Origin of the sequence: Pseudomonas sp. LjRoot277 (genome assembly GCF_964253845.1) — a bacterium.
In the GTDB taxonomy this organism is placed as follows: Bacteria; Pseudomonadota; Gammaproteobacteria; order Pseudomonadales; family Pseudomonadaceae; genus Aquipseudomonas.
This window is the reverse complement of sequence record NZ_CAXURI020000001.1, coordinates 6,573,376-6,586,006: the sequence shown is the minus strand read 5'-3', so window position 1 is coordinate 6,586,006 and position 12,631 is coordinate 6,573,376. Positions and strand designations below refer to the sequence as shown.

The 12,631-nt window shown below is 58.8% G+C and carries 12 protein-coding genes; 4 read left to right on the top strand and 8 right to left on the bottom strand.

Translation table 11 applies throughout. The annotated features are described in order from the left end of the window. Positions 1–94: 94 nt before the first annotated feature. From ACSQ87_RS30450 to ACSQ87_RS30430, 5 genes are all read right to left on the bottom strand, one after another. The gene (locus tag ACSQ87_RS30450; protein ID WP_436275014.1) at positions 95–859 is read right to left on the bottom strand and encodes a hypothetical protein; all 765 of its coding nucleotides are present in this window, start codon (positions 857–859) and stop codon (positions 95–97) included. A gap of 504 nt (positions 860–1,363) precedes the next feature. Further along, complete coding sequence (tcyN, locus tag ACSQ87_RS30445; protein ID WP_056745630.1) at positions 1,364–2,119, bottom strand: L-cystine ABC transporter ATP-binding protein TcyN; 756 nt, start codon at positions 2,117–2,119, stop codon at positions 1,364–1,366. A 4-nt stretch (positions 2,120–2,123) separates the two neighbouring features. Then, on the bottom strand, positions 2,124–2,789 hold the full coding sequence (tcyL, locus tag ACSQ87_RS30440; RefSeq protein ID WP_074872530.1) for a cystine ABC transporter permease: 666 nt from the start codon (positions 2,787–2,789) through the stop codon (positions 2,124–2,126). Then, positions 2,789–3,583, bottom strand: coding sequence for a cystine ABC transporter substrate-binding protein (gene tcyJ / locus ACSQ87_RS30435; protein WP_150656844.1), 795 nt, complete (start codon positions 3,581–3,583; stop codon positions 2,789–2,791). The genes tcyL and tcyJ overlap by 1 nt, the downstream gene beginning before the upstream one ends. A gap of 240 nt (positions 3,584–3,823) precedes the next feature. Further along, entirely contained in the window at positions 3,824–4,816 is a 993-nt protein-coding gene (locus tag ACSQ87_RS30430; protein ID WP_436275013.1) for a D-cysteine desulfhydrase, read from the bottom strand. Positions 4,817–5,008: 192 nt separating this feature from the next. Between ACSQ87_RS30430 and epsC the strand changes: the two genes are divergently transcribed. Both epsC and betT read left to right on the top strand, forming a co-directional pair. Beyond that, on the top strand, positions 5,009–5,935 hold the full coding sequence (epsC, locus tag ACSQ87_RS30425) for a serine O-acetyltransferase EpsC (protein WP_033058482.1): 927 nt from the start codon (positions 5,009–5,011) through the stop codon (positions 5,933–5,935). A gap of 394 nt (positions 5,936–6,329) precedes the next feature. Further along, a complete protein-coding gene (gene betT / locus ACSQ87_RS30420) occupies positions 6,330–8,285 on the top strand; it encodes a choline transporter BetT (RefSeq protein WP_223432635.1) in 1,956 nt (651 codons plus the stop codon). Between the two features lie 8 nt (positions 8,286–8,293). Here the strand turns inward: betT and ACSQ87_RS30415 are convergent, their stop codons facing one another. Both ACSQ87_RS30415 and ACSQ87_RS30410 read right to left on the bottom strand, forming a co-directional pair. Then, positions 8,294–8,554 carry a hypothetical protein gene (locus ACSQ87_RS30415; protein ID WP_223432632.1) on the bottom strand — a complete coding sequence of 87 codons (261 nt, stop codon included), beginning with the start codon at positions 8,552–8,554 and terminating at the stop codon, positions 8,294–8,296. A 135-nt stretch (positions 8,555–8,689) separates the two neighbouring features. After that, positions 8,690–9,430, bottom strand: coding sequence for an SDR family oxidoreductase (locus ACSQ87_RS30410; RefSeq protein WP_436275012.1), 741 nt, complete (start codon positions 9,428–9,430; stop codon positions 8,690–8,692). Positions 9,431–9,558: 128 nt separating this feature from the next. On the opposite strand from ACSQ87_RS30410, the gene ACSQ87_RS30405 reads away from it, so the two are divergent. Beyond that, complete coding sequence (locus tag ACSQ87_RS30405) at positions 9,559–10,449, top strand: LysR family transcriptional regulator (protein WP_436275011.1); 891 nt, start codon at positions 9,559–9,561, stop codon at positions 10,447–10,449. A 155-nt stretch (positions 10,450–10,604) separates the two neighbouring features. Continuing rightward, positions 10,605–11,642: an L-glyceraldehyde 3-phosphate reductase gene (gene mgrA, locus ACSQ87_RS30400; protein ID WP_223432629.1), complete on the top strand. Its 1,038-nt coding sequence runs from the start codon at positions 10,605–10,607 to the stop codon at positions 11,640–11,642. Between the two features lie 134 nt (positions 11,643–11,776). Here mgrA and tauD read toward each other — a convergent pair whose 3' ends face one another. Beyond that, complete coding sequence (gene tauD, locus ACSQ87_RS30395; RefSeq protein ID WP_436275010.1) at positions 11,777–12,619, bottom strand: taurine dioxygenase; 843 nt, start codon at positions 12,617–12,619, stop codon at positions 11,777–11,779. Positions 12,620–12,631 lie beyond the last annotated feature (12 nt).

Below are 12,631 nucleotides of genomic sequence, written 5' to 3'. Positions count from 1 at the left end.
ATCAGACACTGCGGTTATTCAGTTAAACCGCGAGCTCCGGTTTGACGACTGCTGCGCAGCCGGACGCAGGCTTCGCCAGCTGCTACATGGGATCTCAGTGTTTGCGGGGTTCGGCGGCCATCAGTATCTCTTTAGGCGGGACCTGCAAATAGGGATTGGCGCAACCGATCTTCAACCTGCGCGGTGGTGCCCAGCGGGAGTTGTTACCCACCCGGTCGAGGATGCAGTAAGTCACTTCCAGCCGCATGTCTTCGCCGGCTTCGAGAATGATCGCCGGCGGCACCCAGACCTGGATCGGCTGGCCGACATCGCCGGCCTTGAGTCGTGGCAGATCCATTCGCACATCGCCCCAGCGCAGGGTGATTTCGTCGTCGATGGCCATGTTCAGGTAAGGCTCGATGGTCAACGGGACACCGCGTTTGATCTGGTTCGGATTGACTCCCTGACGGCGAATGGTCTCGGGGATGTTCACGGGCTCCAGACTCTGGTTTTCATCGCCGCACAGCGCAGACGGTTGGCCGCCGGGGCAGTCGAGTTTGATCTGCACCCGTCTGATGGCTGAAAGGGTTGGTCCTTGCCCGATCTGCATGATCCGGTAGTGAATGCGAGAGGTGCCATTGGCGATGAAGCTCTCGGGCACACGCAGTTGGACCGGTTGACCGACATAGTCGGCCGTCAGCACTCTGGAAGCCACGTAGCAGTTATCCCAGAACAGTTCGATCAAGTCGCCTTCGTCCATACCGGCGTAGGGCGCCACATCGATCAGCAGGTGCTCCGCCGAAGTGATGTTGATGCAGGTCTTGTGGGATTGCGCCAGGCTCGGGGCCGCAAGTTCGGGTTTGTTCGAAGTGCTTGTCATGGGGTTTCTCCTTGAAGCCTTGCAGCGAAAGTCCGTTTCTGAAAGTTCGAAAGGCGTGAATTACCGAGCAACAAATCTGTTCACTGTGTATGAAATTAAATAGTGGATGAGTGCGAGGTTAAACGCCTGTTGGAGACTAGATAAGAGTGCGCTTGAATAGGTGTCAATAGAGCTGGCTAGTTAAGTATTGAATCTAGTGTTATTCAGAAAAATCCTACGCATTGAAGTTAATAAGCTGCACCGCTCTGTCGAACTTGACCTTGTTTTATGGGCTTTCAGCGCGTTGCTGACGGGGAAGGCAGGTTCGATGAGGGCGCTGGGTTTGGCGAATTTCAGGCGGGGTTATTCTGTTGCAGAACATATATATATGTACCGCGCGCAGCTGTAAAAAATTATCTATTATTTGGACGAGTGAATAAACGAGGAGAACACATCGATGGGTTTTATTAGTAGGGGTAGTTGTCACTTCCTTCCATGGAAGTTGACAAGTAGTGAGGCGATGTTTCAGTGGTGAGCGTTATTCAGAAACTTGCTGAGAAACTGCTTTGTCCGTTCTTCTTTCGGGTTGGCAAACAGCGCCTTGGCTTCGCCTTGTTCAACGATCACACCTTTGTCGAAAAACACCACGCGGTTCGCCACGTCCCGGGCAAAGCCCATTTCGTGGGTGACGATGACCATGGTGCGTCGCTCTTCGGCGAGGCTGCGGATGGTTGCCAGCACTTCACCCACCAGCTCCGGGTCGAGGGCTGAGGTGGGTTCGTCGAACAGAATCACTTCCGGCTCCATCGCCAGCGCGCGGGCAATCGCCACACGCTGTTGCTGACCACCGGAAAGGCGACGCGGGTACGCGTCTTCCTTGCCCGCCAGACCGACCCTGGCCATCAGCTTTTTACCCAGGGCAACGGCTTCGGCGTGCGGGATCTTCTTTACGATGATCGGGCCTTCGATAACGTTTTCCAGGGCGGTGCGATGAGGGAACAGGTTGAAGTTCTGGAACACGAAACCCACGTGCTGGCGCAAACGTCGCACCAGGCCTTGCTGCTGGTTCAGCGGACGGCTGCCATCGATCTCGATGTCACCGACCTTGATCCGGCCGCTGGTGGGTTCTTCCAGGAAATTCAGGCAACGCAGGAACGTGGTTTTACCCGAGCCGCTAGGCCCGATGATCGCCACCACCTCGCCTTCCTTCACTTCCAGATCAATGCCGTTGAGCACCACTTGACCCTTGAACTGCTTTGTCAGTTTTTCCACGACAATCATTGGGTCAGGACTCCAGGTCGTGCCGATTGACCCGTGCTTCCAACTGGTTCTGCAGGTGCGAAAGCACCGTGGCCAGAACCCAGTAGATCAGCGCGGCGGCAAGGTACATGGTGAAAATTTCAAAGGTACGGGCGGTAATCAGCTGCGCCTGACGGAACAGTTCCGGCACCTGAATAGTGGCTGCCAGCGCGGTGTCCTTCACCAGCGAAATGAAGCTGTTGCCCAGCGGTGGCAGAGCCGTGCGCATCGCTTGCGGCAGGATGGCCCGGCGCAGCGTCTGCGCGCGGGTCATGCCGATACTCGCGGCGGCTTCCCACTGACCGCGCTCGATGGAGCTGATCGCGGCGCGGAGGATTTCGCAGGCATAGGCCGCCATGTTCAGCGAGAAGCCGATCAGGGCAGCCGGCAGCGGATCAAGTTCTATGCCCAATTGCGGCAAGCCGTAATAGATCACGAACAGTTGCACCAGCAACGGCGTGCCGCGAAAGAACGACACGTAGATGCGGGCGATCCAGCTCACCAGTTTGAAGCGCGACAGGCGCATCAATGCCAGGCCAAAGCCCATCACCAGGCCGAAGAACATCCCGCCCAGGCTCAAGATCACCGTGTAGTACGCGCCCTTCAGCAGGAAGGGCGCGGAATCCAGCGCGAGTTGGAAAGCTTCTCCCATTATTGAGTGACGTCAGCGCTGAAGTATTTTTCCGACAGCTTTTTCAGCGTGCCGTCGGCACGCAGCTTGTCGATGGCCTTGTTCACTGCGGCCAGCAGCTCAGGCTCGCCTTTGCGCAGGGCAATACCGGCTTCCTGGCGGGAGAACGCTTCGCCAGCGGCGGCAGTGTCCTTGGCCTTCCTGGCATATTCCAGCGCGGCCAGGCGGTCGATCAGAATGGCGTCGATGCGGCCGACGCGCAGATCCTGGAACTTGGTTGGATCATCTTCGTAGGTGCGGATGTCAGCCTTAGGCACATTCTCTTTCACCCACTGCTCGTAGTTGGTGCCCAGGCCTACGCCGACTTTCTTGCCGGCCAGATCGGCGGCAGTCTTGATGGTGTCTTTGTTCTTGGTCAGGGTCAGCGCCTGAATCCCGGAAACGGTGTAAGGCGTGGAGAAGTCGTACTTCTTCTTGCGCTCTTCGGTGATGGTCACCTGGTTGATCACCGCGTCCAGACGCTTGGATTCCAGGGCTGCGAGGATGCCTTCCCATTTGGTCGGCTGCAGTTTTACCTTCACGCCCAGCTCTTTGGCCAAGGCTTCGGAGAACTCGACTTCGAAGCCGGCCAGCTTGCCGTCGGCGTCGACGAAACTGAACGGTGGGTAAGTGCCTTCCAGGCCAACGTTGATCACGCCAGCGTCTTTGATTTTTTGCAGCTGCTCACCGGCAACCGCTTGCCCCAGCAGACCGGCGCTCAGCGCCAGGCCCAGCGAACCTACCAGCAGGTTTCGACGTAGTGCGGAAAAATTCATGACAAGCCCCTGTGTTTTCTTATGAAGACGCTTTTAGGAATGTTGGCAAATTCGGGATTTGAACGACTGCAATATCCTGCCCTAAAGCATCGTATGCGTCTCGCTGCAAATTCGCCTGCGGCGTGACTATATGATGGCGCCTTTAGATTGGAAAATAATGAATAATAAGTTTATTATTCTTTTATTGAATATAAAGCCGGAGATCGAGATCGTACCCACGCAGAGCGTGGGAACGACCATTCAAAGAAAGTCTTTGTAGGCAAACAGTGCCGGCGCCCCACCGGTATGCAGGAAGATGATCGGGCCATCATTGAAGCGCTGACGGCCGATGCCATCGAGCAAACCCGCCATGGCCTTGCCGGTGTAAACCGGGTCCAGCAGCAAACCTTCCTGACTTGCCACCAGCTTCACGGCGGCCAACGTCCCGGCATTCGGTTCGCCGTAGCGCGGGCCGAAATACTCGTCCCACAACTCGACCTTGAAACTCGCTAGCAGGCTCACGCCCAGCAGCTCGGCAGTGCGTTCGGCGAGGCCCTGGACTTTCGGGCGCTGGTCTTCGTCGCTGCGAGAAACCGTGACACCAATCACTGGCAAATCCGGCAGTGCTTCACTCAACGCCAACGCCAGACCGCTATGGGTCCCGGCGCTGCCCGAAGCCAAAACCACGGCCGCGAATGTCAGCCCGGTGTCCTTGATCTGCTCGGCCAATTCCAGCCCGGCACGGACATAACCCAAAGCACCCAACGCATTGGAGCCGCCAATCGGCACCAGATACGGCTTCTTGCCGTTGTTGCGTAGGCGATCGGCCAGGGCCTGCAGTTGTTCGTCGGCGTTGTCGAGGTTTTCCACCAACTCGACCTTGGCATCGAACAGGTCCAGCAACAGTCGATTGCCGTTGCCGACATAGTTAGCGTCGTCGGTACCCAAGGGGTTTTCCAGCAGGGCTACGCAGCCCAGGCCAAGCTTGGCCGCAATGGCGGCAGTCTGGCGCACGTGGTTGGACTGAAGCGCGCCAGCGGTGATCAAGGTGTCGGCGCCTTGTGCCAGTGCATCGGCCGCCAGGTATTCGAGCTTGCGCAGCTTGTTGCCGCCCATCGCCAGCGGCGTCAGGTCATCACGCTTGACGTACACATCGCGGCCCAGCCAGGTCGACAGGCGTTCGAGTTTTTCCAGGGCGGTAGGATGACCGAGCAGGTCGAGGCGGTTAAAGCGGGCAAGCTGTTGTTTGATCATGGGTCCGTACTGGCGGAGGGAGATGACAGGACTATAGGCACGCCTATTTAGCGGGGCAACTGCCAATCGGCCTTATGCCAAAAAGTGCTGAGCAAAGCACAATCAGTTCTTAATTCGGCTTCCAGACCATGCCGTAAAGTAATCGCCGTTGACGCGGCCAGACAGTCCGGCCGCCCGTGAGGAGTTTTTACCGTGAGCGAGCGTTCCAGTCATTGGCAACTGCAGACCATCGTCAGCCAACTGCGCACGGCGCGTGACCAGTGGCGTCTACAAAATGGCCGCGCCAGCACCGAACAGGGCGGTCGCGAGTTGCCTTCCCGAGCGGCTATGGCAGAGATTCTCGAAGCCCTCTGCGGCGCGTTGTTCCCGATGCGCCTGGGACCGGTGGATTTACGCGAGGAGAGTGAAGACTTCTACGTCGGCCACACGCTGGACGTTGCATTGAACGCGTTGCTGGCTCAGGCGCGACTCGAATTGCGCTACGCCGCTCGCCACAGTGCCCAGGCCGACACCGAAGTAGAGGCCAAGACCATTCAGATCATTCAGGACTTCGCCCTCGCATTGCCGGGGCTGCGCAGTCTGCTCGACACCGACGTGCTGGCGGCCTATCACGGCGATCCGGCGGCTCGTAGTGTCGATGAAGTGTTGCTGTGCTATCCGGGGATTCTGGCGGTGATTCACCATCGCCTGGCCCATCATTTGTACCGCGCCGGATTGCCGCTGCTGGCACGAATCAGCGCGGAAATCGCGCACTCGGCCACCGGCATCGACATTCACCCTGGCGCGCAGATTGGTCGCAGCTTCTTCATTGATCACGGGACGGGTGTGGTGATCGGCGAGACCGCCATCATCGGCGAGCGTGTGCGGATTTATCAGGCCGTGACGTTGGGCGCCAAGCGCTTCCCGGCGGATGAAGACGGTCAGTTGCAGAAGGGGCAGCCGCGACATCCGATTGTCGAGGATGACGTAGTGATCTATGCCGGTGCGACAATTCTGGGCCGGATCACCATCGGCAAGGGCTCGACCATTGGCGGCAATGTCTGGCTGACCCGCAGCGTGCCGGCGGGGAGCAACCTGACTCAGGCAAATCTGCAGCATGATGACGGGACGCAGAAGTAAGCCCGGTTGACGATATCCCTGTGGCGAGGGGGCTTGTCGGAACGCCGCATCGCCCCGTTCGGCTGCGCAGCAGCCGCAAAGCTAGCCAATAGCCTGTGTCAGGAATCCGGATCACCCATTTTGGGGCCACTTCGTGGCCCAACGGGGGCAAACCCCCTCGCCACATCCCATCCTTGAGCTAGCGTACGAACAGTGCCGCCGAGCCTTGCGATTAGTCCTTAGCACCCTATTCATGTTTAACTTGAACGCTCATTCAAGTTAAACCGTCGGTTTGCTGCCCGCTCACAACAGGAGGCTTGCCTTTGCCGAGTCCGTTACTGATTGCCCTGTTTCACCCCCTCGAGGTGCACCTTTCATGAGTGCATCGCCCACCCCCGCCAGCGGCCAGGTCCGCATGAATCCGCCGGTGTTTTACTTCTCGGCGACGTTCATTTTGCTGTTCGGCATCATCGTCATCGCCATGCCTGAACAAGCCGGCGCCTGGCTTCTGGAAGCGCAAAACTGGGCGGCCAACACGGTCGGCTGGTACTACATGCTCGCGATGACCCTGTATCTGGTCTTCGTGGTGGTCACCGCCTTGTCTGGCTACGGCAAGATCAAGCTCGGTGCCGACCACGACGAACCCGAATTCAGTTACCTGTCCTGGGCCGGCATGCTGTTCGCTGCCGGCATCAGCATCACGCTGTTTTTCTTTTGCGTGTCCGAACCGCTGACCCATTTGGCGCAACCCCCGCAAGGTGAAGCCGGCACGGCGGATGCGGCGCGTCAGGCGATGCAGATTCTGTTTCTGCACTGGGGCCTGCACGGCTGGGGTGTGTTCGCTTTCGTCGGCATGGCGCTGGCTTACTTTGCCTACCGTCACAACCTGCCGTTGGCCCTGCGTTCGGCGCTCTATCCGCTGATCGGCAAGCGCATCAACGGCCCCATCGGTTACGCGGTGGACGGCTTCGGCATCATCGCCACGGTGTTCGGCCTCGGTGCCGACATGGGCTTTGGCGTGTTGCACCTCAACTCGGGTCTGGACTATCTGTTTGGCATCGCTCACACCCAGTGGATTCAGGTCGGCCTGATCACGCTGATGATGGGCGCGGCGATCATCGTCGCCGTGTCCGGCGTCGATAAAGGTGTGCGCGTAATGTCCGACATCAACATGCTGCTGGCCTGCGCGCTGCTGCTGTTCGTGTTGTTCGCCGGCCCGACCCAGCATTTGCTCAACACCTTGATCCAGAACATCGGCGACTACCTCGGCGCCTTGCCGATGAAGAGTTTCGACCTGTATGCCTACGACAAACCCAGCGACTGGCTGGGCGGTTGGACGGTGTTCTATTGGGCCTGGTGGATCGCATGGTCGCCGTTCGTGGGCCTGTTCATCGCACGGATTTCCCGTGGCCGGACCATCCGCGAATTCGTCTTCGGCGTGCTGTTGATTCCGCTCGGCTTCACCCTCGCGTGGATGTCGATCTTCGGCAACAGCGCCATCGATCAAGTCCTCAATCACGGCATGAGCGCGCTCGGTATGTCGGCCATCGATAACCCATCGATGACCCTTTACCTGCTGCTGGAAACCTACCCGTGGAGCAAAACCGTCATCGCGGTCACGGTGTTCATCAGCTTCGTGTTCTTCGTGACGTCTGCCGATTCCGGCACCGTGGTGCTGTCGACACTGTCCGCCAAGGGCGGCAATCCCGATGAAGACGGGCCGAAATGGCTGCGAGTGTTCTGGGGCGCAATGACCGCGCTGGTGACCAGTGCGCTGCTGTTTTCCGGCAGCATCGATGCGCTGAAGTCAGCGGTGGTGCTGACCTCGTTGCCGTTCTCGATGATCTTGCTGTTGATGATGTGGGGGCTGCACAAGGCGTTCTACCTGGAGTCGCAGAAGCAGATCGCGCAACTGCATTCGCTGGCACCGGTGTCCGGCTCGCGGCGTGGCGGCTGGCGTCAACGCCTGAGTCAGGCCGTGCATTTCCCGTCACGGGATGAGGTCTATCGCTTCCTCGATACGACGGTGCGTCCGGCAATCGAAGAAGTCTCGGCGGTGTTCGTCGAGAAGGGGTTGAAGGTGGTCACTCAACCGGACCCGACCAACGACAACGTCAGCCTGGAAATCGGTCATGGCGAGGAGCATCCGTTCATTTATCAGGTGCAGATGCGTGGCTACTTCACACCGTCGTTTGCCCGTGGCGGCATGGGTTCCAAGGAACTCAATAACCGTCGTTATTACCGGGCCGAAGTGCATTTGAGCGAGGGCAGTCAGGATTACGATCTGGTGGGTTACAGCAAGGAGCAGGTCATCAACGACATCCTCGATCAGTACGAACGGCACCTGCAGTTCTTGCATTTGGTGCGTTGATCGAACACTCACGTCTCGGTGGTCAACACCATGAACAACACCAGCGCCGCCACCGGTACACCGAACACGGCGCTGCCGACCACCAGTTCCGTGCTGAACAGCTGGCCGGCATTGACCATGCCGACCGCGCCGTTGATCAAGGTCAGCGCCAGCCACAGTACGACAAAACTGAAGGCCAGGACTTGGCGACTGAAGCCGATTTTCTCGCCGATGAACAGCATCAGCGCCAGGAGGATCAGGCCGAAGGTGATGATGATCGTGGTGTGCATGATGTGTTCCGCCCTTCGAATGTGTGTTGCTTTTGGCGCCGCCTTCGCGAGCAGGCTCGCTCCCACAATGTCGTAGCAATCCTGTGGGAGCGAGCCTGCTCGCGATAGGGGCGCTGCGGTGTCAAGTGAGCATAGTTAAACCAGCCCGCCGTTGACGCGCAGGATTTGCCCGTTGACCCACGCCGAATCAGGACCGACCAGGAAAGACACAACGCGGGCGATGTCTTCTGGCTGAGCCAGACGTTCCAGCGGGGCCATCTTGGCGAAGTTCTGGATCTGCTCTTCGCTCTTGCCGTGCAGGAACAGGTCGGTTGCGACCGGACCGGGGGCCACGGCATTGACGGTGATATTGCGACCGCGCATTTCCTTGGCGAACACCTGGGTCAGGGATTCCACTGCCGCTTTGCTGGCGATGTACACCGCGTAGCCCGGCAGGTTCATGCCGGCGGTGCTGCTGGAGAAGTTGATGATCCGCCCGCCAGCGTTCAGGCGAGTAGCGGCTTCACGCAGGGTGTTGAACGTGCCGCGAGCGTGAATGTTGAAGTTCTGATCGAAAAGCTCATCCGTGTGTTGCGCCAGCGGCAGGACTTTGAGGATACCGGCGTTGTTCACCAGCACATCGACTTTGCCCAGTTGCGTTTCGGTCTCGTCGAACATCCGGCGTACGTCGTCGGCGTTCGCTACATCCGCCTTGATCGCTATGGCCTGGTGGCCGGCCTGACGCAATTCGACCACCAGTTTTGAAGCTTCGGTGGCACTGCTGGCGTAGTTGATGGCGACGGCGAAACCTTGTTTGGCCAGTTGTTTGGCGATCACCGCGCCGATGCCGCGGGAGGCGCCGGTCACGATGGCAACTTTCGAAGTTTGAGTAGTCATGGCGGTGATTCCTTTGAAGTTAATGGCTTGGGTGAAGCCAGATTCACATGTTTACTCAGGCGGATAAATGCACGAGAGTTGCCTTGACTGTTCAATAATCGCCAACAATCGACCGCCAGGAGACCCGCGTGGATCAAGTCAAAGCGATGAAGGTTTTCGTGCGGATCTACGAGCGCAGCAGCTTCACGCTGGCGGCTGATGACTTGAACCTGCCGCGGGCGACGCTGACCCACACGCTGAATCAATTCGAAGCCTGGCTCGGTACACGTTTATTGGAGCGAAGCACTCGAAAGGTGCGTCCTACGCTGGACGGCGAGGCGTACTACCTGCGTTGCGTGCAGCTGCTGGCGGAACTGGAAGAAGCCGAACTGGCGTTTCGTAGCGTCGCGCCGAAGGGCCGGTTGCGCGTGGATTTGCACGGCACGCTGGCCAAACACTTCGTCATTCCGGCATTGCCAAAGTTCATGGCGCGTTACCCGGACATCGAACTGTCCATCAGCGAGGCCGACCGCTTTGTCGACCTGATCGCTGAAGGCGTCGACTGCGTGCTGCGCGCCGGCACCTTGGGCGATTCCGCGCTGATCGGCCGCCGCGTCGCCAACCTGCGCCAAATCACCTGCGCCAGCCCCGCGTACCTGCGCAAATACGGCGAACCGAAAAGCCTCGACGACCTGAAACATCATCGTGCCGTGAACTATGTATCGCGCACGACTGCGAAGTTATTTCCCTTCGAATTCATGGTGGATGGCGAGCTGAAGGAAGTGGCTATCGATGGCGCGCTTTCAGTTTTCGGCGCGGAAATTTATGCGACGTCGGCGATTGCCGGGTTGGGCCTGATCCAGTGCCCGCATTACCGAATGGAAACGCAGATTTCCCAAGGCCTGGTGCAGGAAGTCCTGATCGACACGCCACCGCCACCAATGCCGGTTTCGGTGTTGTATCCGCACAACCGACACATGTCGCCACGGGTTCGGGTGTTTGTGGATTGGCTGGGGGAAGTCTTTGCGGGGGCACAGTAGCCGCGGTTCCAAAGATCAACGGGCGGCAAAGATGAAATATGTGAAACGTTTCAGCATTTTCTCGAGTCCGAGGTTTATCGGCGTTTGTCTGGGCGTATGCTGGGCAACTTGCGAAACAGTCGATACCAACTTCAAGACAGACAAGAGAGGATTCGATGACCTACACCGCTGCCGAAAACCGCTACGACTCCATCCCTTATCGCCGCGTGGGTCGCAGCGGGTTGGTGCTGCCGGCACTGTCCCTGGGCCTGTGGCACAACTTCGGCGACAGCACGCCGATCGACACCCAGCGCGCGTTGTTGCGTACTGCGTTTGATCTCGGCATCAATCATTTCGACCTGGCCAACAACTACGGCCCGCCGTATGGCAGCGCCGAGATCAATTTCGGTCGTTTGCTGCGTGAAGACTTCAAGCAGTATCGCGACGAGCTGATCATCTCGAGCAAGGCCGGTTGGGACATGTGGGCCGGCCCTTATGGTCAGGGCGGCGGTTCGCGCAAATACGTGCTGGCCAGCCTTGATCAGAGCCTGCAGCGCCTGGGCCTGGACTACGTGGACATCTTCTATTCTCACCGCTTCGACCCGGACACGCCGCTGGAAGAAACCGCCAGCGCACTGGCCACCGCCGTGCAACAGGGCAAGGCGTTGTATATCGGCATCTCCTCCTACTCGGGCGTTAAAACCCGTGAAATGGCCGCACTGCTGAAAGAGTGGAAAGTCCCGTTGCTGATTCACCAACCGGCTTACAACCTGCTCAATCGTTGGGTGGAAAAAGACCTGTTGGATACGACGGACGAACTCGGTACGGGCGTGATTGCGTTTACGCCGCTGGCTCAGGGTTTGTTGACCGACAAGTACCTCAATGGCGTGCCGGCGGACGCGCGGGTCAATCGTCCGGGCGGTGGTTCGTTGCAGGCGGCGCATCTGTCCGAAGCCAACATCGCTCATGTGCGTGCGCTGAATGAGATCGCCAAGCGTCGCGGTCAGAGCCTGGCGCAGCTGGCATTGGCGTGGACGTTACGCGATCCGCGCGTGACGTCGGCGCTGATCGGTGCAAGCCGGCCGGAGCAAATTATCGAGAACGTCGGGGCGTTGAAGAATTTGAGCTTTAGCTCGGAGGAATTGGCGGAGATTGACCGGTTTGCCCAAGAGGGTGGGGTCAATCTTTGGGAGAAGCCCTCTACAGCTGAGTAAGTATTCGGCGCCAGAACCTTTGGCGCCTGTCAGATTGCCTTCGCGAGCAAGCCCGCTCCCACATTAGATTGCGTTCTCATGTGGGAGCGGGCTTGCTCGCGAAGGGGCCAGAACAAACAGTAAAGAATCCGGGGTTACCGGAAGAACGGCACATCCCCCAACACCGTCGCCCGCTGCATCACCCGCCGCGCGGGTCGGTAATCATCCACGGCGTAATGCTGTGTCACGCGGTTATCCCAAAACGCCACGTCGTCCTTCTGCCAACGCCAGCGAATGGTAAATTCCGGCCGTGTCGCGTGGGCAAACAGAAACTTCAGAATCACCTCACTTTCGGTCTCCGACAGCTCATTGATCTTCGACGTGAAGCCTTCATTGACGAACAACGACCGACGTCCGCTCACCGGATGGGTGCGAATCACCGGGTGTGAAAGCGGCGGGTTTTTCCTGCGCGCTTCTTCCCACTGGGCCAAGGCTTCCGGCGTGTTGCCATAGCGTTCCAGCGGGAACGAACGAGTGAAATCGTGGGTGGCGGTCAGCCCTTCGAGCAAGTTTTTCATCGGCGCCGAAAGCGCTTCATACGCCGCGATACCGCTGGCCCACAGCGTGTCGCCACCAAACTCCGGCAACAATTTGGCGCTGAGCACCGCGCCCAGGGCCGGGGTCGGCAGGAAGGTCACGTCGGTGTGCCAGATCGCGTTGTCGCGCACGTCGGTGACGGCGGTGTCGAGGATCAGCACTTCGGGTTGTTCCGGCACATTCGGGTAGATCGGATGAATGTGCAGGTCGCCGAAATTGGCGGCGAAACGCGCCTGTTGCTGCGGTGTGATCGGCTGATCGCGGAAGAACAACACTTGATGCTTGAGCAGCGCCTGCTCGATGGCGTCGCGCTGCACCAGATTCAGTGGTTGGCTGATGTCGACGCCGCTGATGTGTGCGCCGAGGGCGTAGCTTAAGGGGACGATGGTCAGGTTGCTCATGGTGTTCTCTTC